At 69.7% G+C, this 24,923-nt stretch carries 22 protein-coding genes, 1 rRNA gene and 1 riboswitch; of the genes, 9 read left to right on the top strand and 14 right to left on the bottom strand.

All coding sequences use genetic code 11. The features are described 5' to 3' along the window. Positions 1–126: 126 nt before the first annotated feature. Positions 127–1,701, top strand: a complete 1,575-nt coding sequence (locus tag ACFY1L_RS19820; protein ID WP_388826875.1) for a Na+/H+ antiporter — start codon at positions 127–129, stop codon at positions 1,699–1,701. 12 nt (positions 1,702–1,713) lie between these two features. Here the strand turns inward: ACFY1L_RS19820 and ACFY1L_RS19815 are convergent, their stop codons facing one another. Next, the gene (locus tag ACFY1L_RS19815; RefSeq protein ID WP_388825468.1) at positions 1,714–3,126 is read right to left on the bottom strand and encodes a hypothetical protein; all 1,413 of its coding nucleotides are present in this window, start codon (positions 3,124–3,126) and stop codon (positions 1,714–1,716) included. 614 nt (positions 3,127–3,740) lie between these two features. On the opposite strand from ACFY1L_RS19815, the gene ACFY1L_RS19810 reads away from it, so the two are divergent. Next, positions 3,741–5,687: an amino acid transporter gene (locus ACFY1L_RS19810; protein ID WP_388825465.1), complete on the top strand. Its 1,947-nt coding sequence runs from the start codon at positions 3,741–3,743 to the stop codon at positions 5,685–5,687. Between the two features lie 100 nt (positions 5,688–5,787). Next, positions 5,788–6,306 carry a hypothetical protein gene (locus ACFY1L_RS19805; protein ID WP_388825462.1) on the top strand — a complete coding sequence of 173 codons (519 nt, stop codon included), beginning with the start codon at positions 5,788–5,790 and terminating at the stop codon, positions 6,304–6,306. Here ACFY1L_RS19805 and ACFY1L_RS19800 read toward each other — a convergent pair. Then, complete coding sequence (locus ACFY1L_RS19800; RefSeq protein WP_388825459.1) at positions 6,299–6,904, bottom strand: DUF1707 domain-containing protein; 606 nt, start codon at positions 6,902–6,904, stop codon at positions 6,299–6,301. The genes ACFY1L_RS19805 and ACFY1L_RS19800 overlap by 8 nt on opposite strands. Positions 6,905–7,006: 102 nt before the next feature. Here ACFY1L_RS19800 and ACFY1L_RS19795 point away from each other — a divergent pair, with 102 nt between their 5' ends. From ACFY1L_RS19795 to ACFY1L_RS19775, 5 genes are all read left to right on the top strand, one after another. After that, on the top strand, positions 7,007–7,402 hold the full coding sequence (locus ACFY1L_RS19795; protein ID WP_123963776.1) for a molybdopterin-binding protein: 396 nt from the start codon (positions 7,007–7,009) through the stop codon (positions 7,400–7,402). 195 nt (positions 7,403–7,597) lie between these two features. Continuing rightward, positions 7,598–8,428: a molybdate ABC transporter substrate-binding protein gene (gene modA, locus ACFY1L_RS19790; protein WP_388825456.1), complete on the top strand. Its 831-nt coding sequence runs from the start codon at positions 7,598–7,600 to the stop codon at positions 8,426–8,428. Continuing rightward, positions 8,425–9,282 (top strand): molybdate ABC transporter permease subunit, encoded by an 858-nt coding sequence (modB, locus tag ACFY1L_RS19785; protein ID WP_388825453.1) that lies wholly within the window; start codon positions 8,425–8,427, stop codon positions 9,280–9,282. The genes modA and modB overlap by 4 nt, the downstream gene beginning before the upstream one ends. After that, positions 9,264–10,505 carry an ABC transporter ATP-binding protein gene (locus ACFY1L_RS19780; protein ID WP_388825450.1) on the top strand — a complete coding sequence of 414 codons (1,242 nt, stop codon included), beginning with the start codon at positions 9,264–9,266 and terminating at the stop codon, positions 10,503–10,505. The genes modB and ACFY1L_RS19780 overlap by 19 nt, the downstream gene beginning before the upstream one ends. A gap of 27 nt (positions 10,506–10,532) precedes the next feature. Then, positions 10,533–10,952 (top strand): molybdopterin-binding protein, encoded by a 420-nt coding sequence (locus tag ACFY1L_RS19775; RefSeq protein ID WP_388825447.1) that lies wholly within the window; start codon positions 10,533–10,535, stop codon positions 10,950–10,952. 41 nt (positions 10,953–10,993) lie between these two features. On the opposite strand, the gene gcvP is transcribed toward ACFY1L_RS19775, so the two are convergent. Further along, entirely contained in the window at positions 10,994–13,879 is a 2,886-nt protein-coding gene (gene gcvP / locus ACFY1L_RS19770) for an aminomethyl-transferring glycine dehydrogenase (protein WP_388825445.1), read from the bottom strand. A gap of 179 nt (positions 13,880–14,058) precedes the next feature. Further along, positions 14,059–14,154: riboswitch (glycine riboswitch) on the bottom strand. Between the two features lie 113 nt (positions 14,155–14,267). Here gcvP and ACFY1L_RS19765 point away from each other — a divergent pair. Continuing rightward, positions 14,268–14,645 (top strand): PRC-barrel domain-containing protein, encoded by a 378-nt coding sequence (locus tag ACFY1L_RS19765; protein ID WP_388825442.1) that lies wholly within the window; start codon positions 14,268–14,270, stop codon positions 14,643–14,645. 16 nt (positions 14,646–14,661) lie between these two features. Here the strand turns inward: ACFY1L_RS19765 and ACFY1L_RS19760 are convergent, their stop codons facing one another. The 11 genes from ACFY1L_RS19760 to rrf all read right to left on the bottom strand — a co-directional run. After that, positions 14,662–16,029 (bottom strand): DNA polymerase IV, encoded by a 1,368-nt coding sequence (locus tag ACFY1L_RS19760; RefSeq protein WP_388825440.1) that lies wholly within the window; start codon positions 16,027–16,029, stop codon positions 14,662–14,664. 67 nt (positions 16,030–16,096) lie between these two features. Then, positions 16,097–16,741: a MerR family transcriptional regulator gene (locus ACFY1L_RS19755; RefSeq protein ID WP_388825437.1), complete on the bottom strand. Its 645-nt coding sequence runs from the start codon at positions 16,739–16,741 to the stop codon at positions 16,097–16,099. 261 nt (positions 16,742–17,002) lie between these two features. Continuing rightward, entirely contained in the window at positions 17,003–17,476 is a 474-nt protein-coding gene (locus tag ACFY1L_RS19750; protein ID WP_186287664.1) for a bifunctional nuclease family protein, read from the bottom strand. A gap of 86 nt (positions 17,477–17,562) precedes the next feature. Then, positions 17,563–18,300: a MerR family transcriptional regulator gene (locus ACFY1L_RS19745; protein WP_388825433.1), complete on the bottom strand. Its 738-nt coding sequence runs from the start codon at positions 18,298–18,300 to the stop codon at positions 17,563–17,565. Between the two features lie 42 nt (positions 18,301–18,342). Next, the gene (locus tag ACFY1L_RS19740; RefSeq protein WP_388825430.1) at positions 18,343–19,248 is read right to left on the bottom strand and encodes an FHA domain-containing protein; all 906 of its coding nucleotides are present in this window, start codon (positions 19,246–19,248) and stop codon (positions 18,343–18,345) included. A 61-nt stretch (positions 19,249–19,309) separates the two neighbouring features. Next, positions 19,310–20,152, bottom strand: a complete 843-nt coding sequence (locus ACFY1L_RS19735) for a DUF881 domain-containing protein (RefSeq protein ID WP_388825427.1) — start codon at positions 20,150–20,152, stop codon at positions 19,310–19,312. A 5-nt stretch (positions 20,153–20,157) separates the two neighbouring features. Further along, positions 20,158–20,490: a small basic family protein gene (locus ACFY1L_RS19730; RefSeq protein WP_003988855.1), complete on the bottom strand. Its 333-nt coding sequence runs from the start codon at positions 20,488–20,490 to the stop codon at positions 20,158–20,160. Continuing rightward, entirely contained in the window at positions 20,487–21,392 is a 906-nt protein-coding gene (locus ACFY1L_RS19725) for a DUF881 domain-containing protein (RefSeq protein WP_388825424.1), read from the bottom strand. The genes ACFY1L_RS19730 and ACFY1L_RS19725 overlap by 4 nt, the downstream gene beginning before the upstream one ends. Positions 21,393–21,499: 107 nt before the next feature. Next, on the bottom strand, positions 21,500–23,995 hold the full coding sequence (locus ACFY1L_RS19720) for a sugar phosphate nucleotidyltransferase (protein ID WP_388825421.1): 2,496 nt from the start codon (positions 23,993–23,995) through the stop codon (positions 21,500–21,502). A 115-nt stretch (positions 23,996–24,110) separates the two neighbouring features. Then, positions 24,111–24,719 (bottom strand): CDP-alcohol phosphatidyltransferase family protein, encoded by a 609-nt coding sequence (locus tag ACFY1L_RS19715; RefSeq protein ID WP_388825418.1) that lies wholly within the window; start codon positions 24,717–24,719, stop codon positions 24,111–24,113. Between the two features lie 109 nt (positions 24,720–24,828). Next, positions 24,829–24,923: ribosomal RNA gene (gene rrf / locus ACFY1L_RS19710) — 5S ribosomal RNA — on the bottom strand; the annotation flags it as partial.

Below are 24,923 nucleotides of genomic sequence, written 5' to 3'. Positions count from 1 at the left end.
GCGCCGCCGGCGGGGACGTTGACACTGTCTTGACGGGCCGCGGCCGGGATAGGGTGAAAGCGGTGTGCCGGGAAGTCTGGTCGGCGGGGAGCCATGGTGGCTCTCATCGAAGTCCAGGGGGACGGCATGCGCAGCGTCGGAACGGTTCTCGCACTCGTGGTGCTGGCCACGGTGGTGGCGACGTTCGCACGCCGGTGGCGCATTCCCGCCCCTTCCCTCCTCGTCGTCGCCGGTCTCGCCGTGGCTCTGCTGCCCGGCACCCCGGAGATCGAGATCAGCCCCGAGATCATCGGCCTGGTGGTGCTCCCGCCGCTGCTGTACGCCAGCGCCGAGGAGCTGTCCTGGCGCGAACTGCGGGCGGTGTGGCGGCCCGTCGGAGTACTCGCGGTGGGGCTGGTGCTGGCCTCCGCCGCCGCCGTCGGCGCGGTGGCCTCGCTGGTGACGCCGCTGTCGTGGCCGATGGCGCTGGTACTGGGCGCGGTGCTGGCCAGCACCGACCCGGTGGCGGTCACCGCACTGGGCAGACGGCTCGCCCTGCCGCCCAAGGTACAGGTCCTGGTCCAGGCGGAGAGTCTGTTCAACGACGCGACCTCGCTGGTCCTGTTCCGGGTCGCGGTGAGCGTGGCCGTTGCGTCCGCGGCCGCCGACTGGGGTGCGGCGGGCGGCGAGTTCGCGTTGCTCGCGGGCGGCGGCACGCTCATCGGCGCCGCCGTCGCCTACGTCGTCACTCTGATCCGGCGGCGCACCGAGGACCCCGTCCTGGAGACGGTGATCGCCCTGGTCACGCCGTACGCCGCCTACGTCCTGGCCGAGGCGGCCCATACCTCCGGCGTCACCTCGGTCGTGGTCGCCGGCGTCGTCCTGGGCGGGCGCGGCGAGAAGCTCACCAACGCGCGCATACGGCTCCAACTGCACGCCGTGTACGGCACGGTGGTCTTCCTGCTGGAGAGCGTGGTGTTCAGCCTGATAGGCCTGGCGCTGCCCGCCCAGGTCCAGGCGCTGTCCGACGGCGACAAGGCATGGCCGCTGTACGCGCTGGCGGTGGCGGGCACCCTGATCGCCGTACGGCTGCTGTGGCTGGCGCCGCTGTCCGCGGTGGTGCAGCGCAAGGGTGGCATCCAGCGGCTGAACTGGCGGGTGCCGGTCGTGCTGACCTGGGCGGGCACCCGGGGCGTCGTCCCGCTGGCCGCGGCCCTGTCCGTCCCGGAGACCGCGAAGGACGGCTCCGCCCTCGCCGACCGCCCCCTGATCCTCGTACTGACCACCTCGGTCGTGGTCGTCACCCTCGTCGTCCAGGGGTTCACCCTGGCGCCCGTCGTCCGCCGCTCCGGCATCGCCCTCGAGCCCGACCACACCGAGCGCGAGGAGGCCGCCGCGCGGTGCAGCCTGGCGGGCGCGGGCATCAAGCGGCTCGAGGAGCTGTCGGAGCTGGAGGCCGTCCCGGACGTGGTCCTGGACCGGCTCCGCCGCGGCCTGAACGCCCGCCTCGACGACGCCCGCGACCGCCTTGCCGACAGCAACGGCACCGGAGCACCGACCGAGTCCGCCGACCTGGTCTACCGCCAACTGCGCCGCGACCTGATAGTGGTGGAGGCGGCCGAACTGCAGCGCCTCTACGACGACCACGCCATCAGCGACACCACGCGCCGCCGCCTCCAGCGCTCCCTGGACCTGGAGGAAGCACGGCTCACGGACGTGTGAACCCTGCCGGGCTCAGCGGAACTCGGCCAGCCGCGGTCGCAGCCCCAGCCCCGTGAGCACGACGGCCAGCAGCAACAGCCCGCAGACCAGCGGGAGTTCGGTGTCCAGGTCGGAACGGCCGGCCCGCACGGACCCGTCGAAATGCTGTCGGTTGATGTCGGTCACCCTGTCCAGCGCGGCCATCCACGCCCCGAAGTGCGCGTTGGAGGTACCCGCCTGCCAGCCCATGCAGAACTCCACCGCCTGACGCTCCTTGCCCGCCGCCAGCAGTGCGCGGACCTTCCGGTCGTCGCGCTGGTAGACGGCGTAGGCCTCGACCGTCCTCTCGGCCGCCGCCCGCTCGCCCGGGAAGGTGACGTTGTCCAGCTCGCGCCGGAACTCGCCGGTGAAGCGCAGGCCGCGGTGGTCGCTCTCGTACGCCTGCCAGGTGGCGGCGAGCCGGGGGTCGTACGAGGAGAGGTCGGCCCCCTGAATGCCGTACAGCTCCTGCGACTTGGTGAGGAAGGAGCGCGCGTACTGCTCGCGCCGTCCGGGGTCGAGGAGGTAGCGGCTCTCGTCGGCGTTGGCGTCGTAGGCGATGGCGCGGGCGCGGGAGAGGGCGACGACGGAGTCGAAGGCGTCGCGGCGGGCGCCGCGCAGATCGCTCGCGGAGGCGGCCAGAAGCTGCGTGCCGAGCAGGACGGCGACGAGGGCACAGACGGTGGCGGCGAGCACGCCGGGGTTGAGGATCCGCCGGAACGCGCGCGCCAGACACCACTGGAGAGCACCGAGCAATGCGAGCAGCAGCACGCCCAGGGCGAGGACGGCGACGAGCCGGCCGGAGAGCGCGGAACGGGCCGCGGCGTACTCGGCGTTGAAGGCCTGGTTGTTGGAGTCCACCAACTTCCGCGAGTCCGGGAGCAGTTGACCCTGTAGCAGGTCCGTGGCCCGGCGGTAGTCGGCGAGCGCGGCCGCCCTGCCGCCGCTGCGGCCGTCGTTCTCCAGGGCACGGCCGATGAGTTCCTGGTACTCGGCGAAGTCGTCGGTGAGGGACTCCACGGTCCTCTCGTCGGCACGGTCGCCCTGCGCGGCGACGGCGAGGGTGCGCAGGTCGTGCCCGATCTCGCGCCGCGCGTCACCGTAGAAGCCGACGGCCTTCTCGTACGGCGTCCGCAGGCGCCCTTCGCCCGCGTTGCCGTTCGCCAGCAGGATGTTGGCGGCCTGCGCGTCCATGTCGTTGAGGGCGAGATCGAGGTCGGCGGCGCTGGTGGTGCGGGGTGCGTCCCGCCCGGCGACGCCGTCCCAGGTGCCGAGCGCGGCGAGACCGGTGACCAGCAGCAGCGCCGCGAGGACGGTGGCGAGCAGGACCGTGGCCGCGCGCAGAAGGCGCAGTCGCGCGGGCACGGTGGCCCAGTAGCGACGGCGCAGAGCGGCCCGCGCGGCCACGGCCCGATTCCGGGGGCCGGGTCCCGGACGTCCGGTCCGCGACCCCCCTCGCGGCCGCGGACCGGGGCTGCCCCCGGCCGGGACGACCGTCTGCGGTCGCGGCCGCTCGGCAGCCTCCGACCCGGGTCTCCGCGATGTTCCGGCCGTGATCGCCACGGTCCCTCCCACGTCACGCCACGGACGGTCGCCCGTCCCCCGTGCCGCTCAGTCTGCGACCGGTTCCGGCCAGGCGGACGAGGCGTTGACGCGCCCCTGACGCGTTCTCAGGTGCGCTTGACGGGTCCTTGACGGAGCTGACGCGGCGGTCACGCTGTCCGCACCACTCATGCGGGCCGGCCCCTCCCCCGACCCCGCCCGAAGCCTCGTACGACATGACGCTGGGTGTCCGGCATCGCCCTCCGCCCTCCCTCCCTCATTCAGCGCAAAACCCCCTCAAGCATCCCCAAAGACCCTTTTTGAAGCGCCGCTCCGCCCCAGCAGCCAGTCTTAACGGAAGCTTGACGCCGTCGGCCCCCTCATCCGTGGGCCCGCGCGTCACTCTCCGCTTACGCTGGTGCCGCCGTCCGCGTGATGGCCGGAACCCACACGCTGAGCCGCACTTCAGGAGCACGCCGATGGCCACGACCGAACGCCCTCCCAGTCGCCTGCGCGCCTGGATGCTGGAGGGTCTGTCCGACATGGGCAAGGGCGTCCAGCAGGCACCGCACGCCGAGCCGGAGGCCCCGCACAAGGGACAGCGCTGGTACCGGGTGATGTGCCTGACCGGTGTCGACTACTTCTCGACCCTCGGCTACCAGCCGGGCATCGCGGCCCTCGCGGCCGGCCTGCTGTCGCCCATCGCGACCATCGTGCTCGTCATAGTCACCCTCGCCGGCGCCCTGCCCGTCTACCGCCGCGTGGCCGAGGAGAGCCCGCACGGCGAGGGTTCGATCGCGATGCTGGAGCGGCTGCTGTCGTTCTGGAAGGGCAAGCTGTTCGTCCTGACCCTGCTCGGCTTCGCCGCCACCGACTTCCTGATCACCATCACCCTGTCGGCCGCCGACGCCTCGACCCACCTGGTCGAGAACCCGCACCTGACCAGCGTCCTGCACGGCAAGGAGATGCTGATCACGCTGATCCTCGTCGCCCTGCTCGGCGCGGTGTTCCTCAAGGGCTTCCTGGAGGCGATCGGCGTCGCCGTCGCCCTGGTGGTGGTCTACCTCGGGCTCAACGTGGTGGTCGTGGCCGTCGGCTTCTGGCACGTGCTCACCGCGAGCCACGTGGTCACCGACTGGACCAGCGCCCTGACCGCCGAGCACGGCAACGTGTTCGCCATGATCGGTGTCTCCCTGCTGGTCTTCCCCAAGCTCGCGCTCGGCCTCTCCGGCTTCGAGACCGGCGTCGCGGTCATGCCGCACGTCCAGGGCGAGCCGGGCGACACCGAGGAGAACCCCAAGGGCCGCATCCGGGACACCAAGAAGCTGCTCACGGCCGCCGCCCTGATCATGAGCGTGTTCCTGATCGCGACCAGCTTCATCACCACCGTGCTGATCCCGGAGAAGGAGTTCAAGTCCGGCGGCCAGGCCAACGGACGCGCCCTCGCCTACCTGGCCCACGAGTACCTGGGCAACGCCTTCGGCACGGTCTACGACGTCTCGACCATCGCCATCCTGTGGTTCGCCGGCGCCTCCGCCATGGCCGGCCTGCTCAACCTGATGCCGCGCTACCTGCCCCGCTACGGCATGGCCCCGCACTGGGCCCGCGCCGTACGCCCCATGGTGATCGTCTTCACCCTGGTCGGCTTCCTGGTCACCTGGATCTTCGACGCCGACGTCGACGCCCAGGGCGGCGCCTACGCCACCGGCGTCCTGGTCCTGATGTCCTCCGCGGCCATCGCGGTGACCATCGCGGCCCATCGCGCCCAGCAGCGGAACTGGACCATCGCCTTCGCGACCGTCTCGGCGGTCCTCCTCTACGTCACCGTCGCCAACGTCATCGAGCGCCCCGACGGCGTCAAGATCGGCGCCTGCTTCATCGCCGGCATCATCCTGGTCTCCCTGCTGTCCCGCCTCGCCCGCGCCTTCGAACTCCGCGTGACCAGCGTGACCCTCGACGGCATGGCGGAACGTTTCATCCGGGACATGTCCAGCCGCAAGATACGGTTCATCGCCAACGAGCCCGACCGGCGCGACAAGGCCGAGTACCGCGACAAGATCGAGCAGATCCAGAACGACAACGACATCCCCGGCGAGGACTTCGTCTTCGTCGAGGTCACGGTCCTGGACCCCTCGGAGTTCGAGGCCGGCCTGACGGTCCGCGGCGAGGTCCTCCACAACCGGTACCGGGTGCTGACCCTGGAATCCTCCTCCATCCCGAACGCGCTGGCCGCCCTGCTCCTGCACGTCCGCGACAGCACCAACTGCACCCCGCACATCTACTTCGAGTGGACCGAGGGCAACCCCTTCGCCAACTTCCTGCGCTTCTTCCTCTTCGGCCAGGGCGAGGTCGCCCCGGTCACCCGAGAGGTCCTGCGCGAGGCGGAACCGGACCGCGCACGCCGACCGCGCGTCCACACGGGCTGAGCCGACCTCCGCGTCAGAAACGCGTCAAGACTCGCCGGTACGGCGTCAGAGCCCCGTCAGCGACGGCCCCTCCCGGTCCTCGGCGGCTTACCGTCGCCCCATGCGAGGAAGCAGACCGACGGACCGTGTCGGCGACCGCCACTGGAGCGGCGGCGTACGGCTCGCCGCATGCTGCGCGCTCGTCTTCTGCGCCATGACGATGCTGGTCGACTGGGACGCCGAGACCTTGACCCCGGCCCGCGCCCTGCTGTGGCTCACGCTGTCCGCAGCCGTCTTCACAGTCCTGCTGCCGCCCCGCGTCACGGCGGGACCCGGCTGGCTCGCGGTGAGCGGCCCGCTGCGCCGACGCGTCGTGCGTACGGACGCGCTCGTGTGCGTACGGCAGTTCAGCGGCGCCTCCTCGCACCTGGTCCTGCGGGACGCCGAGGGCAACCGGCTGGAACTCGACCCGCGCGTCCTGGTCGCCGATCCGCTGCTGTGGCACGAGCTGGACACCGGAGTGCGCCGCTCCGTCGAACGCAGCACCCTGCGCCAGGGCACCGATGTGCTGAGCCGCCTGGGTCACCGGATCGACGACGAGACGGCGCGGGCGGTGCTGAGGGAGTCGGGGATCACCTGACGAACGCGCGCCGCTGCTGACGCGTCACGACCCGGCCGAAGCTCATGCGCCCCCGTATCTCCACCCGCAGTTCGACGGGGACGCCGGGCCCGCCGGCCGCACGCGACTTGACCTTCGCGTACTCCACCACCAGGGAGTCGGTGTCCACCACGACACCGGGCCGGGTCACCAGCTTCAACGTGCCGCCGCGCATGTCGAGGTCGACGACCAGCGTGTCGTGCGTGATCACCGCCGTGGTGAAGTCGAGCGTCACATCGCCCCACTCCGACTCGACCTCCAGCCGCCGCGGCACCATCCAGCCGTCCCCGCGCCGGGCCGAACCACCGCGCTGCTCGATGCGTACGTCGTCCTTGGCCTCGGCCACGGTGCCGCCGGCCACCGTCGGCAGATCCGCCGTCAGGACGGCGAGCTCGCCCAGCGTGCGGGCGGACAGGGCGGCCTCCACCCGCTCGTCGAGCTCCTCGGCGGTCAGCCGGCCGTCCCCCGCGGCGACGGTCAGCAGGTCCACGACCCCGTCCCGGTCGGCGTGCGAAGCCCTCAGTTCGAGCGGGGCGGCAGCACTCGACGCCCCGCCACCCCGCACCAGCTCACCGGACATGCCCTCACTCCCCTCACGTCACGAACTAACGCTATATCGCGTTATACCCAACGCTCAACCCCACGTCCACCAGAGCCCGTTCGCAGCCCTATCGTGATCCGCATGCAGAGCTACACAATCGGCCAGGCCGCACGGCTGCTCGGCGTGAGCCCCGACACCGCGCGCCGCTGGGCGGACGCCGGTCGCGTGGCGACCCATCGCGACGAGGGCGGACGGCGACTCATCGACGGCCGGGACCTGGCCGCGTTCTCGGTCGAACTCGCCAAGGCGGGCAGCGCCGAGGAGGAGACCTCGTACACCTCGGTCCGCAACGCCTTCCCCGGCATCGTCACCGCGATCAAGCTCGGCGACGTGGCCGCCCAGGTCGAGATCCAGGCCGGCCCGCACCGCCTGGTCTCGCTCCTGACCCGCGAGGCCGTCGAGGAACTGGGCCTGGAGGTCGGCATGGAGGCCACGGCCCGAGTGAAGTCGACAAACGTCCACATCGACCGCACCTGACCCACCACCCCCTCCCGTACGAACCCGTCACGCACAGCCGCTCCCGTACGAACGCACATGCGGGCCCTACGGCCCTACGGCCCAGCTCATGCGATGTGACAGGAGACTTACGCCTCGCATATGCGCCAGTATGATCGGCGCACAGGGGGAACCCGACGGGCTCCTCCACGAAGAAACAGAGGGAGTGGACCCGTGATGACCCGTTCCGCGCGCCGGACCCGCCGGACCCTGCAGGTGGCCGGTGCGGGTGCCGCCGCGCTGCTGGCCCTGAGCGCGTGCTCCTCGTCCGACTCCGACTCCGGTTCGAACTCCGCGAAGTCGGACTCCTCGGCGTCCTCTTCGCCGAAGCTGTCCGGCGACGTCACGGTCTTCGCGGCCGCTTCGCTCCAGGAGAGCTTCACGACCCTGGGCAAGCAGTTCGAGAAGGAGCACCCGGGCACCAAGGTCAACTTCAGCTTCGGCGGCAGCGACACCCTCGCCGCGCAGATCACCGGCGGCGCCCCGGCCGACGTCTTCGCCGCGGCCAGCCCCAAGACGATGAAGATCGTGACGGACAAGAAGGACAACGCCACCGCCCCGGCCACCTTCGTCCGCAACCAGCTGGAGATCGCCACCCTGCCGGGCAACCCCGACAAGGTCTCCTCCCTCAAGGACCTCACCAAGTCCGGCCTGAAGGTGGTGCTCTGCGACAAGACGGTGCCGTGCGGCGCCGCCGCCCAGAAGGCCCTGGACGCCAGCGGGCTGAAGCTCACCCCGGTCTCCTACGAGCAGGACGTCAAGAGCGCCCTGACGAAGGTCGAGCTGAAGGAGGCCGACGCGGCGGTCGTCTACAAGACCGATGTGAAGGCGGCCGGTGACAAGGTGGAGGGCGTGGAGTTCCCCGAGTCGGCCGACGCCATCAACGACTACCCGATCACCCTGCTCAACAGCTCGAAGAACGCCCAGACCGCCAAGGCGTTCATCGCGCTGGTGCAGTCCGCCGAGGGCCAGAAGGTCCTGAGCGAAGCCGGGTTCCTCAAGCCGTGACCCCGACCGACAAGTCCGACGCCGCGGCCGACACCCTCCAGGGCGGTCCGCGGCGCGGGCGTGTCCGACCGGCCCGCCGCGGAGTCCCGCTCCCCCTCCTCCTCCCCGCCCTGCTCGGCCTGGCCTTCCTGCTCCTCCCCCTCGTCGCCCTTCTCGTACGAGCCCCGTGGAGCACGCTCCCCGATCAGCTGACCAGCGCCGAGGTATGGCAGGCCCTTCGCCTGTCCCTGGTCTGCGCGACAGCGGCGACGGCGGCGAGCCTCGTCGTCGGCGTCCCCCTGGCCTGGCTGCTGGCCCGCACGAACTTCCCGGGCCGCGGCCTCGTCAGGGCCATGGTCACCCTCCCCCTCGTCCTGCCCCCCGTCGTCGGCGGCGTCGCCCTCCTCCTCGCCCTCGGCCGCAACGGCGTGGTCGGGCAGTTGCTGGACTCATGGTTCGGCATCACACTCCCCTTCACCACCGCGGGAGTTGTCGTCGCGGAGACCTTCGTCGCGATGCCGTTCCTGGTCATCAGTGTCGAGGGCACCCTGCGCGCCGCCGACCCCCGCTACGAGGAGGCCGCCACGACCTTGGGCGCCTCCCGCTTCACCGCGTTCCGCCGCGTCACCCTGCCCCTGATCGCCCCGGGCATCGCGGCGGGCGCCGTGCTGGCCTGGGCCCGGGCCCTGGGCGAATTCGGCGCGACGATCACTTTCGCGGGCAACTTCCCGGGCCGTACCCAGACCATGCCCCTGGCCGTATACCTGGCCCTCCAGAACAACCCGGAGGCGGCCATCGCCCTCAGCCTGGTACTGCTGGCGGTGTCAATCGCGGTACTGGCGGGCCTGCGGGACCGATGGATGACGCCATCATGACGAGCCCGCGCCGGAGGCCGCCCCCAATGACGAACACGCGTCCCGCAGCCGCCGACGGCGCCCAGCCCCCACAGGGGCCACCCGCACCCGACCACGAAAGTAGTACGGGTGGTGCGGGTGGGAACCCAAACCCGGCCGAAGGCCGGGTGCCCCCCACAAACCCGCACCCGAATACGCACCACGCCCAAGGCCTCGACACCCACCTCGTGGTCGACCGAAAAACCTTCCGCCTGGACGTCACCCTCACCGCCGCCCCCGGCGACGTACTCGCCCTCCTGGGCCCCAACGGCGCAGGCAAAACCACGGCCCTCCGCGCCCTCGCCGGCCTCGTCCCCCTCACTGCCGGCCACCTACGCCTGGACGGCGCCGAGTTGGACCGTACGCCCCCCGAATCCCGCCCCGTGGGCGTCGTCTTCCAGGACTACCTCCTGTTCCCCCACCTCACTGCCTTGGACAACGTGGCGTTCGGCCCCCGCTGCCAGGGCGCCACCAAGGCCGAGTCCCGAGCCGTGGCCGCCGAGTGGCTGACCCGTATGGGCCTCACCGACCACGCCACCGCCAAGCCCCGTCACCTCTCCGGCGGCCAGGCCCAACGCGTGGCCCTGGCCCGCGCCCTGGCCACCAACCCCCGCCTCCTGCTCCTGGACGAACCCCTCGCCGCCCTCGACGCCCGCACCCGCCTGGACGTACGCGCCCAACTCCGCCGCCACCTGGCCGAGTTCGAGGCGGTCGCCGTCCTCGTGACGCACGACCCCCTGGACGCCATGGTCCTGGCCGACCGCCTGGTGGTCATCGAGCACGGCAGCGTCGTACAGGAAGGCACCCCCGCCGACATCGCCCGCCACCCCCGTACGGACTACATCGCGCAGCTGGTGGGCCTGAACCTCTACAAGGGCCAGGCCGAAGGCCACACCGTCCGCCTCGACACAGGCCCGGCCATCACCACGACGGAAGACCTGTCCGGCCCGGTCTTCGTGGCGTTCCCGCCCAGCGCGGTCACCCTCTTCCGAGACCCGCCCACCGGCTCCAGCGCCCGCAACCACTGGCGCTGCGAGGTCGCGGGCCTGGAAACCCACGGCGACCAGATCCGCGCCGACCTCACCGGCGAACTCCCCCTCGCCGCCGACCTCACCACGGTCGCCGCCGCCGAACTCGACCTGCACCCGGGCGCACCGGTCTGGGCGACGGTCAAGGCGACGCAGACACACGCATACCCGGCATGAGCCGCAAAGAGCCGTAAGTTGATGCCCATGACCCTGAGCATCCGCAACCAGATCCCCGGCACCGTCACCGCCGTCACCCCCGGCGAGGTGATGGCCACCGTCAAGGTCCGCCTCACCGGCGGCCAGGACATCACCGCGGCGATCACCCTCGAGTCCGTCGAGGACCTCGGCCTCGCCTCGGGCACCGCCGTACGCGCCCTGGTGAAGTCCACGGAGGTCTCCCTGGCCACCGCCCCGGTCGAGGGCCTCTCGATCCGCAACCAACTGCCCGGCACGGTCACCGACGTGGCCACCGGTGGCGCGATGGCCTCCGTCAAGGTCGCCGTCGACGGAGGCGAACTGACCTCCGCGATCACCAAGGACGCCGTCACGGACCTGGCCCTGGCGGCCGGCACCCCCGTCGTAGCCCTGATCAAGTCGACGGAGATCTCCCTGGCGACGGCGTAACGCGAAAGGGCCCCACCGAAGCGGGGCCCTGGCTCACGGTCTCAGTCCTCGTACGCGTCCAGCGGCGGGCACGAGCACACCAGGTTCCGGTCACCGAAGGCCTGGTCGATCCGGCGCACCGGCGGCCAGTACTTGTCGGCGGCCGACACCCCGGCCGGGAACACTGCCTCCTCGCGCGAGTACGCGTGCTCCCACTCACCGCCCAGCGCGGCGGCGGTGTGCGGCGCGTTCCGCAGCGGGTTGTCGTCCGCAGCCCACTCGCCCGCGCCGACCTTCTCGATCTCCGCACGAATGGCGATCATCGCCTCGCAGAACCGGTCCAGCTCCACGATGTCCTCGGACTCGGTCGGCTCGATCATCAGCGTGCCGGCCACCGGGAACGACATCGTCGGCGCGTGGAACCCGTAGTCGATCAGCCGCTTGGCGACATCGTCGACGCTCACCCCGGTCGCCTTGGTCAGCGGCCGCAGATCGATGATGCACTCGTGCGCGACCAGGCCGCCCGGGCCGGTGTAGAGCACGGGGTAGTGCGGCTCGAGCCGCTTGGCGATGTAGTTGGCGGAGAGCACCGCCACCTGCGTCGCCCGCTTCAGCCCCTCGCCACCCATGAGCCGGACGTAGGCCCACGAGATCGGCAGGATCCCCGCGGACCCCCAGGGCGCGGCCGAGATGGGCCCGACACCCGTCTCCGGACCGGCCGCGGGCTGCATCGGGTGGTTCGGCAGATAGGGCGCCAGGTGCGCGCGCACGCCGACCGGACCGACGCCCGGGCCACCGCCGCCGTGCGGGATGCAGAAGGTCTTGTGCAGGTTCAGGTGCGAGACGTCGCCGCCGAAGTGCCCCGGCTTGGCGAGCCCGACCAGGGCGTTGAGGTTGGCACCGTCGACGTAGACCTGACCACCCGCCTCGTGCACCTGCGCGCAGATGTCGGCGACATGCTCCTCGAACACACCGTGCGTGGAGGGGTACGTGATCATCAGCACCGACAGCTCGTCACGGTACTGCTCGATCTTCGCCCGCAGATCCTCGACGTCGATCTCGCCGTCCTCGGCGGTCTTCACGACGACGACCTTCATCCCGGCCATCACGGCGCTGGCGGCATTGGTGCCGTGCGCGGACGACGGAATCAGGCACACGGTCCGCTGCTCGTCCCCGTTGGCCCGGTGATACCCGCGCACGGCGAGCAGCCCGGCCAGCTCCCCCTGCGATCCGGCGTTGGGCTGCAGGGACACCTTGTCGTACCCGGTGACCTCGGCGAGCCGCTCCTCCAGCTCACGGATCAGCGTCAGATACCCCTGCGCCTGCTCGGCGGGCGCGAAGGGGTGCAGCTGCCCGAACTCGGGCCAGGTGACGGGCTCCATCTCGGTGGTCGCGTTGAGCTTCATCGTGCAGGAGCCCAGCGGGATCATGCCCCGGTCGAGCGCGTAGTCGCGGTCGGCGAGCCTGCGCAGGTAGCGCAGCATCGCGGTCTCGGAGCGGTACTGCTGGAAGACCGGGTGGGTGAGGTACTCGTCGGTGCGCAGCAGCTCGGCGGGAATCGCCTCCGCGGCAGCCGCGTCCAGCGCCTCGATGTCCCCCTTGACCCCGAACGCGGTCCATACGGCGCCCAGTTGGGCCCGCAAGGTGGTCTCGTCGCAGGCGATCGACACATGGTCGGCGTCGACGAGGCGCAGATTGACGCCGTTCTCCCGAGCGGCGGCGACGACCGCGGCGGCCCCGCCCGGCACGCGCGCGGTGATCGTGTCGAAGTAGGAACCGTGCACGATCTCGACGCCACCGGCCTTGAGCCCCTCGGCGAGGATGGTGGCGTACCGGTGGGTGCGCTGCGCGATGCCCTTCAGCCCTTCGGGCCCGTGGTACACCGCGTACATCCCGGCCATGACGGCGAGCAGCACCTGCGCGGTGCAGATGTTGCTGGTGGCCTTCTCCCGCCGGATGTGCTGCTCACGCGTCTGCAGCGCGAGCCGGTACGCCTTGTGCCCGTCCGCGTCCACGGACACACCCACGAGCCGCCCGGGCAGGCTGCGCGCGAACTTCTCGTGTACGGCCATGTAGCCCGCGTGCGGCCCGCCGAAGCCCATCGGCACACCGAACCGCTGCGTGGTCCCGATGGCGATGTCCGCACCGAGCTCACCGGGCGACTTCAGCAGGGTGAGAGCCAGGAGATCCGCGGCGACGGTGACCAGGGCCCCCAGCTCGTGCGCCTGGTCGATGACCGTCTTGATGTCCCGTACGACACCGGAGGCGCCGGGGTACTGGACGAGCACGCCGTTGATCTCACGCCCGGCGACCTCGGCCGGAATCCCGTCGCTGAGGTCGGCGACCACGACCTCCACACCGGTCGGCTCGGCGCGGGTCTCGATCACGGCGATGGTCTGCGGCAGCACATCGGCGTCGACCAGGAACAGGCCCTTCTTGTTCTTGCCCATACGCCGGGAGAGCGCCATGGCCTCGGCGGCGGCCGTCCCCTCGTCGAGCAGCGAGGCACCGGAGGTGGGCAGCCCGGTGAGGTCGGCGACCACGGTCTGGAAGTTGAGCAGCGCCTCGAGCCGCCCCTGAGAGATCTCGGGCTGATACGGCGTGTAGGCCGTGTACCAGGCCGGGTTCTCCATGACGTTCCGCAGAATCACCGGCGGCGTGAACGTCCCGTAGTACCCGAGCCCGATCATGGAATCGAGCACCTGGTTGCGGTCGGCCAGCGAACGCAGCTCGGCCAGCACCTCGGCCTCGGTGCGCGCACCCGGCAGCTCGAGCGCATCGGCGTTCTTGATCACATCCGGGACCGCGGCGGCGGTGAGCTCGTCCAGCGAGCCGTATCCGACGTGCGCGAGCATCTTGGCCCGGGCCTCGTGGTCGGGCCCGATGTGGCGCTGCTCGAAAGGGATCCCCTGTTCGAGCTCGGAGAGCGGAATGCGATGGGCGGTCATTGGCGGAGGCCTCCTGGTCTGACACGACCTTCGAGGGGCACCACGGCGCGGGTACCCGGACGGCCTCCCCCTCTGTCATCTCAACCTGAGAGCTTCACCGGATCGCCCAAAAGGGCTTCCGGCTTTCACCGTCGGTGAGAGCGGAGGCCGTCGACACCCGCCCTGCTTTCCAGAGTGACCTCGTCCGTGCGGTACGTGGGCCTGAGAGATTCCGGGGAGGATTTGCTCCTTCGGCGCCTCCGATGGTGTCCGGAGGACTCTCCCGCACAGGGTCAGCAGCCGCTGTCAGCCTACCAGCGAGTGCAACACCCCATCCCTCGAGTGGCCGCCATCTCCAATGTGCTCTTTTGTAGTGCTTACGGATGAGTTGCGACCAAGTGGAGGGCCCGTGCAGACCGACATCGATCCGCGCAACCTGATCGGCCGCAAGGCGTTCGACCGCAACGGCACCAAGATCGGCACCATCGACGAGGTCTACCTCGACGACGCGACCGGCGCGCCGGAGTGGGCGGCCATACGCACCGGCCTGTTCTCCCGGGACGCCTTCGTGCCCCTGGAGCCCAGCGAGCTGGTCGAGGGCACCCTGCACGTCCCCTTCGACCGGGCCCTCATCAAGGACGCCCCCGACTTCGGCGTGGGCCGTCATCTCTCCCCCGAACAGGAACTCCAGCTCTACCACCACTACGGACTCGGCCTCACCCCTCCACCCGCCGTCCCCGACCGCGATTTCGGCCGGCTCGCGGGCACGGAGGACGCCGACGCCTGACGCGGCCTCGCACCACTCACGCAGCCCCCGCGGGGGCTGCGCCCGCCCCAGGTCTTCGCGGCACCAGCGGCAACGGATCCGCCGGCTCCAGCTCGGTGTCGTCGGTCCGGAACGTCCGCACCCGCCCCGGCTCCGAATCGGGCGTCTCGAACCGTACGGTGACCCGTCCGAGCCCGCTGCCCTGCACCCACCCGTGCCCGAACTCGGCATGCCGCACATCGTGTCCCGCGGGCCAGCGCCGCTCGGCGGGCACCTGCTGCTCCTCGACGGGCTCCTCGCCGCCCTCCTCCTCGGGCTGCTCCGCCACCTCCCCCGCCGCCTGCGCGAACAGGTCCTCCTGCGTGTAGTCGGCAAGCCCGGTGACGCCCACCCCGAGCAGCCGCACGCCGCCCGTGGTGTCCACGGAGTCCAGCAGCCGGGCAGCGGCCTCCCGCACCACCGCCGGGTCGTCCGTGGGCCCGCGCAGCGTCTCGGACCGGGTCAGCGTGGAGAAGTCGTACCGCCGCACCTTCAGCACGATGGTCCGCCCCGACAGCCGCGCGCCACGCAGCCGCCGCACACACCGGTCGGCCAGCCGCTGCACCTCGAGCCCCACCCGGATTCGGTCGTGGATGTCCACGTCGTAGGTGTCCTCGACCGACACGGACTTGGCCTCCCGCTCGGCCACCACGGGCCGGTCGTCGTGCGCCAGCGCCATGGCGTACAACGCGTGCCCGTGGGCCTTGCCCAGCAGCCGTACGAGCTCGTCCTCGCCCGCCTCGGCGATCTCGTCGACCGTGGTGATCCCGGCCCGCCGCAAATGGTCCCCCGTGGCCGGCCCCACGCCCGGCAGCATGCGCACCGACATCGGCCCGAGCTTGGCCCGCTCGGTCCCGGGCTCGATCAGCACCAGCCCGTTCGGCTTGCCCTCCTCGGAGGCGATCTTCGCGAGCATCTTGCAGGCGGCAAGGCCCACCGACCCGGTGAGCCCCGTGACAGCCCGTATGTCAGCCCGCAGCTTCTCCCCCACCAGCCGCGCCGACGCCTCGTCCCAGGCCGCCTCCCCGGCCTCCAGGTCCACGAAGGCCTCGTCCAGGCTCAGTGGCTCCACCAGCGGTGACAGCGAGTGCAGCAGCTCCATCACCTGCTCGCTGATCGCCCGGTAGAACCCGAAGCGCGGCACGAGATACGCGGCGTTCGGCGCCAGCCGACGCGCCTGAGCCATCGGCATCGCCGACCGCACCCCGAACACCCGCGCCTCGTACGACGCCGTGGCGACCACCCCGCGCGGCCCGAGCCCGCCCACGATCACGGCCTTCCCACGCAGACTCGGCTTGGATGCCTGCTCCGCCGAGGCGTAGAAGGCATCCATGTCGAGATGCAGGATCGTGGGTGCGTTTCTCACATCTCCGATGCTGCACCACGCCACTGACAATGCAGTGCCGCCGGAGCCCCGGCAGGGGAAAGCGCCGTCAGACGGCCCGGTTCCGCCGCCGCGCCAGCTCGTCGGCCGGGTTGTTCCCGACCAGGGTCTCGCCGGTGTCGATCCGCTCGCCGTGCAGCTGCGACAGCGCGCTCTCGACGTCCCGCCACACCACTCCCACCGCGATCCCGAAGATCCCCTGGCCGCCCTGCAGCAGCGCGTGGACCTCGTCGGGCGAGGTGCACTCGTAGACCGTGGCGCCATCGCTCATCAGCGTCATGCGTTCCAGGTCCCGGAACCCGCGCTCACGCAGATGCTGCACCGCGGTGCGGATGTTCTGCAGCGAGACACCGGTGTCCAGGAAGCGCTTGACGATCTTCAGGACGACGACGTCCCGGAAGCTGTACAGCCGCTGCGTCCCCGACCCGTAGGCAGGCCGGACGCTGGGCTCGACGAGCCCGGTGCGCGCCCAGTAGTCCAGTTGCCGGTAGGTGATGCCGGCGGCCGCGCAGGCCGTCGGACCGCGGTAGCCGATCTGCTCGGACGCCATGGATGCCGCCCCTCCGCTGCTCGGCACGGCCGCCGGTCGCTGCGAGACGTGATCGGCCGCGCTGCCGTGAAGCGGGTACGGGCTGCTCCCCCCGAAACCGCGTCCGGGGGCACCCCCAGCCGTACCGTCGCCGGTGCTTCTCACGCCGACCTCCGTCCTTGACCTGCCTCCTCGACGGTAGGCAGCCACCAGGGGTGCGTCAACGACCGCCACACTCGGCACGCCGAGTGATAATCACCCTAGGAGTGGTTTCCCGTACCCCATCGCGGGGAAAGGCTAGCCGAATGCGCTCGGAGCGGGCCGTAGGACGCCCGCACTCGCCATTGGCAATTGCGGGCATTTGAGCCGTGATCGACCACCGACCGGCCCGCCACGGGACCGCGAGTCCGCCGGGCCGGTCACGCCTCACTGGCTGCTGGTTCCGAAGTCCTCCGGCGAGATCTGGTCGAGGAACTCGCGGAACTTCTCCACCTCGTCCTCCTGCTCGTCCGGAATCGCGATGCCCGCGTCGTCGAGCACGCCATCACTGCCGTAGATCGGCGTTCCGGTGCGCAGGGCCAGCGCTATGGCATCGGACGGGCGAGCGCTCACCTCGACGCCGCTGGCGAAGACCAGCTCCGCGTAGAAGACACCTTCACGCAGGTCCGTGATGCGCACTTCGGTGAGCTCCTGGCCGACGGCGTCCAGCACGTCCTTGAACAGGTCGTGGGTCAGCGGTCGTGCGGGGGCCATGCCCTGCTGGGCGAAGGCGATCGCGGTCGCCTCCCCCGGCCCGATCCAGATGGGGAGGTAGCGGTCGCCTCCCACTTCACGCAGGAGCACGATCGGTTGGTTGGAGGGCATTTCGACCCGGACACCTACGACATCGAGCTCGTTCACACAGCAACCCTAGGACGTGCCCGGGACGTTTGGGTAGTCGGGCAGGAAACGGGGGGACGTTCCGGCCCTCACAGGGCACGCCCCGCTCAGGGCAGTCGCACGCCTAGCGCGGTCTGCACGAGCGCCGCGTGCAGCTTCACGGTGAGCGCCGCCAGCTCCTTCGTACGCGCCTCCGCATGCGCCCTGGTCTGCGGATTGCGGTGCCGCTTCAGCGGGGCCACCACCTGGTCCACCAGCCCCGCCTCGCGGTCGGCGGCGGCCTTCATCACCCTCAGATGCCGCGGCTCGATCCCGAACCGCCCCAGCTCGACCACGAGTGAGGCGACGGTGACCGTCTCCGCGTCGTACGCCCCGTCCTCCAGCGGCGCCACGAGCCCGTACGACTCCCACTCCTGGAGCTCCTGCTCACCGATCCCTGCGGCGGCGAGCAGCTCGGCCTTCCCGATCCGGGCCGCCGCGGGGGCCTCGGAGACCTCCAGGGTGGGCTCACCGTCGCGCTGACGGCCCACCGTGGGCAGTGGCACGGCCTCGCCGCGCTCCATGGCCTCCAGGTGCTCGCGGATCACCCTGAGCGGCAGATAGTGGTCCCGCTGCATCCTCAAGACGTGTCCGAGGCGCTGGACGTCGTCGGCACTGAACTTGCGATACCCCGAGGGGGTTCGCTGCGGCTCGATCAGCCCTTCCGACTCCAGAAAGCGGATCTTGGAGATGGTGACCTCGGGGAACTCGTCGCGCAGCACGTTCAGCACTGTGCCGATGCTCATCAGCCCACTGTCCGTGGCGGCGGTGCCGTGTCCGGCACCGCCGCTCGGTGTTCGAAGCATGGACCTTCCCTGGGGTTCCCCCGGGCAGAGCCCGGGGGCCGGTCAGTAGCCCTGCTGGCTCGCGTAGAAGACCAGCCGGTACTTGCCGATCTGCACCTCGTCACCGTTGTTCAGGGCGACCTGGTCGATCCGCTCGCGGTTGACGTACGTGCCGTTCAGACTGCCCACGTCGGCCACCGTGAACGAGCCGTCCGCGCCGCGGCGGAACTCCACGTGACGACGCGAGACCGTCACGTCGTCCAGGAAGATGTCACTCTGCGGATGACGCCCGGCCGTGGTCAGGTCACCGTCCAGGAGGAAGCGGCTGCCGGAGTTCGGACCACGGCGCACGACCAGGAGCGCGGAGCCCAGCGGCAGCGCGTCGACGGCCGCCTGCGCCTCGGGGGACAGCGCCGGCACCTGCGTCTGACCGGTGACCTCGGAGTCGTAGGCCTCGATGCCGGAGATGGAGATCGTCGACGTCGTCTCGGACGGCCGCTCGGCCGCTGCCCCAGCCCGCAGCGGAGCACCGCAGTTGGAGCAGAAGCGGCTGTTCTCCGCGTTGCGGTTACCGCACCTCGTACACACCAGGGCCGACATTGGGGAAAACCCTCCACCCGTACTTGAGGTTGACGGTTGCCCGAAACCTATGCCGCCGGACTGCGCAGGGTCAACAGACGGCGCGCCCTGACCTCCGGAAATGTCGCCACCCGGACCGCCTACCTGGTCCCGGAACAGCGGACGCTGATCCTCTGCGTCGGGCTGTGCGCGATGACGGGCAGTCGCGTTGTCACTGCCCTCTCGCGCGCTCTTGCCGAACAACTTCGCAAACAACTTCACGGGCGATTCCCCTTGACCGAAACAGACCCGCCCGTGGGGCAGGACGAACCCTGATTGCATACACCGGCCGACCCGGACATCCTCACAACGTCCGTATCCACCAGACAGTTTCCACCACGCACCACCCATTCGGTGCGCCGACCCCCCGCAACCTCATGCCCTCGCCGGACGTCCCCCATGCACCGCCGGTTCACCGTGAGGACGACCGAGCGTAGTCAGGCCGCTTCGCGGCTCGCAAGGCGTCCACGACGATCTTGTTCGACCGCTCGACGGTAACGGTGGCCTGCTCCTTCTCAAGAGTCTGCACCACGCCTCCAGGGATGTTGAGGGCCGGCTCGAGGTCCGCCGGCTTGCCGATGACCTTGAAACGATAGGGCGCGTTGATCTTGTTCCCGTCGACGCTGACGCTCTTGCCGGAGTCCGTGAGATACGTTCCGGCAACCACGCGCACGTCGTTCACCTGGATCGCCTCCGCCCCGGCCGCGCGCAGCTCCTGGATCGCGTCGAGCAGCATGTCCGCCTCGACCGTCCCCTTCGTGTCCTCGATCGTCATCGTGATGCCGGGACCCTGCGCGGCCACCGTGCCCGCCAGAATGCCGAGTTGCTTCTCCTTCTCGACAGTCTGCTTGCGGGCCTCCTCGGCCTGGTCGGAGCTGTTCTCCAGCTCGTCGCGCTGCTTCTCCAGTCCCTGCTTCTCGTCGTCAAGACGCTGAGTACGGTCGTCGAGTTCATCGAGGATGCGAACGAGATCTTCCTGACGCGCACCGCGCAGGGCGCTGTCGCTGTCGCTGTTCGAGGCGACCTGCACGGCCAGGCCGAAGCCGAGGCCGAACAGCAGCACGGCGACGATGAGTTGGGCCCGCGTGACACGCGGCGGCCACAGGCCCTGCACCAGGCGCCGGCGCCCGGTCAGCCCGGGCTCGGGCTTCTCCTCGGCTGCGTCCGCGGCTTCGGACGCCGTCTGGGGCACCTCTTCCGGCAGTTCCTTGCGCAGCCTGTTCTCGGGCTCGGGGGTCTCGTCCTGGTTGCTCATCGGCGTCACGCCCGGAACACGTGCCGGCGGATCGCCGCGGCGTTGGAGAAGATGCGGATACCGAGGACCACGACGACACCGGTGGAAAGCTGGGCGCCCACGCCCAACTTGTCGCCCAGGAACACGATCAGTGCGGCCACCACCACGTTGGACAGGAACGACACCACGAAGACCTTGTCGTCGAAGATGCCGTCGAGCATGGCCCGCAGACCACCGAAGACGGCGTCCAGCGCCGCCACGACGGCGATCGGCAGATAAGGCTCGACGACCGCCGGAACCTCAGGCCGGACCAACAGTCCGGCCACGACTCCCACGACGAGGCCCAGTACGGCGATCACGATGTGCCCTTCTCCGTCTTCTCTGTCTTCGGCTGTGCTGTACGTACGATCACACTCGGTGCGGCGGGCAGCCGGAGGTCGCTCTCCACGGAGATGGCGGTCCGGATGCCGTAGTTCTCCTGCAGGGCGTGCAGATACAGCCCGTCGGCGCTGTTCTGGAACCTGGTGCTGAGCTGCTTGCCGTTGCCCACGGCGAGCACCGTGTAGGGCGGAACCAGTGGCTTGTTGTCGACCAGTATCGCGTCACCGGCGGCCCTGATCGCCGACAGGGCTGTCAGCCGCTGCCCGTTGATGGAGATGGCCTCGGCCCCCGACTCCCACAACCCGTTGACCACGCGCTGCAGGTCGCGGTCGCGCACCCGACCGGTGTCGGAGAAGTCCGAGGTCTCGCGCGGATTGCCGTTGCCGCCGCTGGTGGCTTCCTTGGCATCGTTCACGACCAGCTTCACGCCGGGTCCGTGCACTTCGACTGCACCCGACAGAATCCCCACCAGTTCGCTCTGGTCCCCACTGCCACTCTTCTTGAGGGCTTCCCGCTGTCGCGCGCTCACGTCGTCGCGAAGCTTGTCGACGGAGCCCTCCAGCTTGTCGGCCGCCGCGGTCTCCCGGTCGATGCGGTCGATCAGCTCCTCGCGCTCCTTGGCGACGACCGGAGCCGCCACGCGGGCCTGTGCCGCTCCGACGGTCACGACGAGGGCCGCGAGCACTAGCCCGGCGGCTAGGCCCAGCTTGGCCCGCAGGGTCTTCGGCAGGCCGCCGGCACCCTCCGCCTTCCTCCGGGCGGCTGCCTCGGCGTAGCCGTCGTCGAGGCTGTGGTCCATGACGTTGGTGAGCAGGAACATGGACGCGTCCGGCCGCGAAGGGCGCGTAGGTGTGCTCCGAACGGGGGGCTGCTGCGGCATGCCGCACATCGTCGCACGTCGCGACCACTACCTCCGAATGGCCCCACCGGCGTGCCGGACAGGCCCCCTTGGGGACACTTGTCCGGCACGCACGCGTGCTGCGCTTTTCAACGTCCGGCGCTGTCCACGACCGCCGACCACTCGTCGAGCAGGGCCTGCGCCGAGGCGTCGTCCGGGCCTTCCGCCCACAGATGGGTGACAGCCTCGGCCGGGTCGGGCAGCACCATCACCCAGCGCCCGTCGGTCTCCACCACGCGCACGCCGTCAGTGGTGTCCACGAAGCGGTCTCCGGCCGCCTCGACCACCCGACGCATCACAAGTCCCTTGACCGCCCAGGGAGTCGCGAGATCCCGCTTCAGGACGTGCGCCCGCGGAATCCGTGCGTCGATCTGGCTGAGCGTGAGCTGGGTCCGCGCCACCAGCCCGATCAACCGCACAAAGGCCGCCGTACCGTCGAAGACGCTGCTGAACTCCGGGATGATGAAGCCGGCCTTGCCGTCACCACCGAAGATCGTCGAGTCGTCGCCCCCGACCCGGGTCAGATCGTCGGGCGAGGTCGTCGTCCACTCCACCTGCGTCCCGTGGTACGCGGCCACCTGCTCGGCGATCCGCGTCGTGGTCACCGGCAGCGCCACCCGCCCGCTGCGCCGCTCGGCGGCGACCAGGTCGAGCATGACGAGCAACGCCCGGTCGTCCTCAATGATCCGGCCCTTCTCGTCGACGAGCGAGAGCCGCTCGCCCACGGGATCGAACCGCACGCCGAACGCCGCCCGCGAGGAGGCCACGATCTCGCCCAGCCGCACGAGCCCCGACCGCCGCTGGTCACCGGTCTCCGTGGGCCGGGACTCATCGAGACCGGGGTTGATCGTCAGCGAATCCACACCGAGCTTCCCGAGCAGACTCGGCAGAACGAGCCCGGCGCTGCCGTTCGATGCGTCGACGACGACCTTCAACCCGGACTCGGAGATCCCGGTCGTGTCGACATTCCGCAGCAACGACCCGGTGTACGAGTCGAAGACACTGGCCGGGAAGTGCAGGTCCCCGATCTCGCCCGGGAAGGCCCGCCGATACTCCTGCCGCGCGAACACGCGGTCCAGCTTCCGCTGGCTGCCCTGCGACAGGTCGGCACCGTTCCCGTCGAAGAACATGATGTCCACTGAGTCCGGCACACCGGGAGTGGTCCGGATCATGATCCCGCCGGCACTGCCCCGCGCGGTCTGCTGCCGGGCAACTGGCAGCGGTACGTTCTCCAGGTCGCGTACGTCGATGGCGCTGGCCTGCAGCGCGGAGATGACCGCCCGCTTCAGCGCCCGGGCACCACGGGAGTGGTCGCGGGCAGTGGTGACGGTGGAGCCCTTCTTGAGCGTCGTCGCGTAGGCGCCGGCCAGGCGCACCGCGAGCTCGGGCGTGATCTCCACGTTCAGGATGCCGGAGACCCCGCGAGCACCGAAGAGATGGGCCTGGCCCCTGGATTCCCAGATGACCGAGGTGTTGACGAAGGCACCGGCCTCGATGGTCTTGAACGGGTAGACCCGCACATTGCCCTGAACGATCGATTCTTCACCGATCAGGCACTCATCGCCGATGACAGCACCGTCCTCGATTCGCGCGGCACGCATGATGTCGGTGTTCTTTCCGACGACGCAGCCACGCAGATTGCTGTGCTGGCCCACGTACACGTTGTCGTGCACGACGGCCTTGTGCAGAAAGGCACCAGTCTTGACGACCACGTTCGAGCCGACCACGGTGTGCTCGCGGATTTCCGCCCCCGCCTCGACCTTGGCGTAGTCGCCGATGTAGAGAGGCCCACGCAGAACCGCGTCCGGATGCACCTCGGCACCCTCCGCCACCCACACGCCCGGCGAGATCTCGAAACCGTCGATCTCGACGTCGACCTTGCCCTCCAGCACGTCGGCCTGCGCCTTCACGTAGCTCTCGTGTGTGCCGACGTCCTCCCAGTACCCCTCGGCGACATAGCCGTAGACCGGCTTGCCTTCCTTCATCAACTGCGGGAAGACATCGCCTGACCAGTCGACGGGCACGTCGGGTTCGACATAGTCGAAGACCTCGGGCTCCATGACATAGATGCCCGTGTTCACGGTGTCCGAGAAGACCTGCCCCCACGTCGGCTTCTCGAGAAACCGCTCGACCTTGCCCTCTTCGTCGACAATCGTGATGCCGAATTCCAGCGGATTGGGCACACGTGTCAGACACACGGTGACCAGCGCACCCTTTTCCTTATGGAAATTGATGAGCTCGGTGAGGTCGAAGTCGGTCAGGGCATCACCGGAGATAACGAGGAAAGCATCGTCCTTCAACGCCTCTTCGGCGTTCTTGACGCTTCCGGCGGTACCGAGTGGCTTCTCCTCATTGGCATAAGAGAGCTCCATTCCGAGCTCCTCGCCGTCACCGAAGTAGTTCTTGACCAATGAGGCCAGGAACTGGACAGTTACGACGGTCTCGTTCAGCCCATGCCTTTTGAGCAGCCGCAGCACATGCTCCATGATCGGGCGGTTGGCCACGGGTAGGAGCGGCTTGGGCATGCTAGAGGTCATGGGGCGAAGGCGTGTGCCTTCGCCTCCGGCCATCACGACGGCCTTCATGTCGGAAGCGTCCTCCTCAAAGAGACGACGGTCTAGCCGACTTCACCCGTCCAGATTGTCCCGCACTTTTCCGCCGAGGGCCATCGGGCCGCTTCGGCCGCAGCAATCGGCGAGTTCAATCGGCCATGGCGTCCGCACGTACCAGGCGGCGGACTTGTACTACGTAGAGGACTCCTGCCCACCAGTAGAGCGTTGTACCCCAACCAGCGAACGCCCATCCGAAAATAGCAGCGAGTGACGAGATCCATCCAGTTCCGTCACTGAGCAAGAGCAGCGGGAAGGCGTACATCAGGTTGAAGGTGGCTGCCTTACCCAGGAAGTTCACCTGCGGCGGCGGATAGCCGTGCCGCCTGAGGATGCCCACCATCACCAGCAGGACCAGCTCCCGCACCAGAAGTACAGCAGTCAACCAGATTGGCAGAATCTCGCGCCAGGTAAGACCGACCAAAGTCGAGAGAATGTAGAGGCGGTCGGCCGCGGGATCGAGAAGCCGGCCAAGGCTGCTGATCTGGTTCCAACGTCGCGCGAGCTTGCCGTCCAGATAGTCACTGACTCCGCTCAGAGCCAGCACCAGCAGCGCCCACTCGTCACTCTTGGGGCCTCCGAACTCAGGCCTGAGAATCAGCCACAGGAAGATCGGCACGCCGACGAGACGCGCCATGCTGAGGATGTTGGGGATGGTGAGGACCCGGTCTGTCTGGACGCGGGTCTCCTGGACCTCCACCCGGGAGCCTCCTGTGGGAAACGTGCCAACGATGCCCCCTGACCTTACCTCAACGCAAAAAAGCTCTGGCTCTTGGGCTGCGTGCCCAAGAGCCAGAGCTCTAAAGGGAGTTCGGCGGCGTCCTACTCTCCCACAGGGTCCCCCCTGCAGTACCATCGGCGCTGTAAGGCTTAGCTTCCGGGTTCGGAATGTAACCGGGCGTTT

Source organism: Streptomyces sp. NPDC001663 (assembly GCF_042893105.1).
GTDB lineage: Bacteria > Actinomycetota > Actinomycetes > Streptomycetales > Streptomycetaceae > Streptomyces.
The sequence above is the reverse complement of the archived record's forward strand: the minus strand, read 5'-3'. Positions and strand labels throughout refer to the sequence as shown.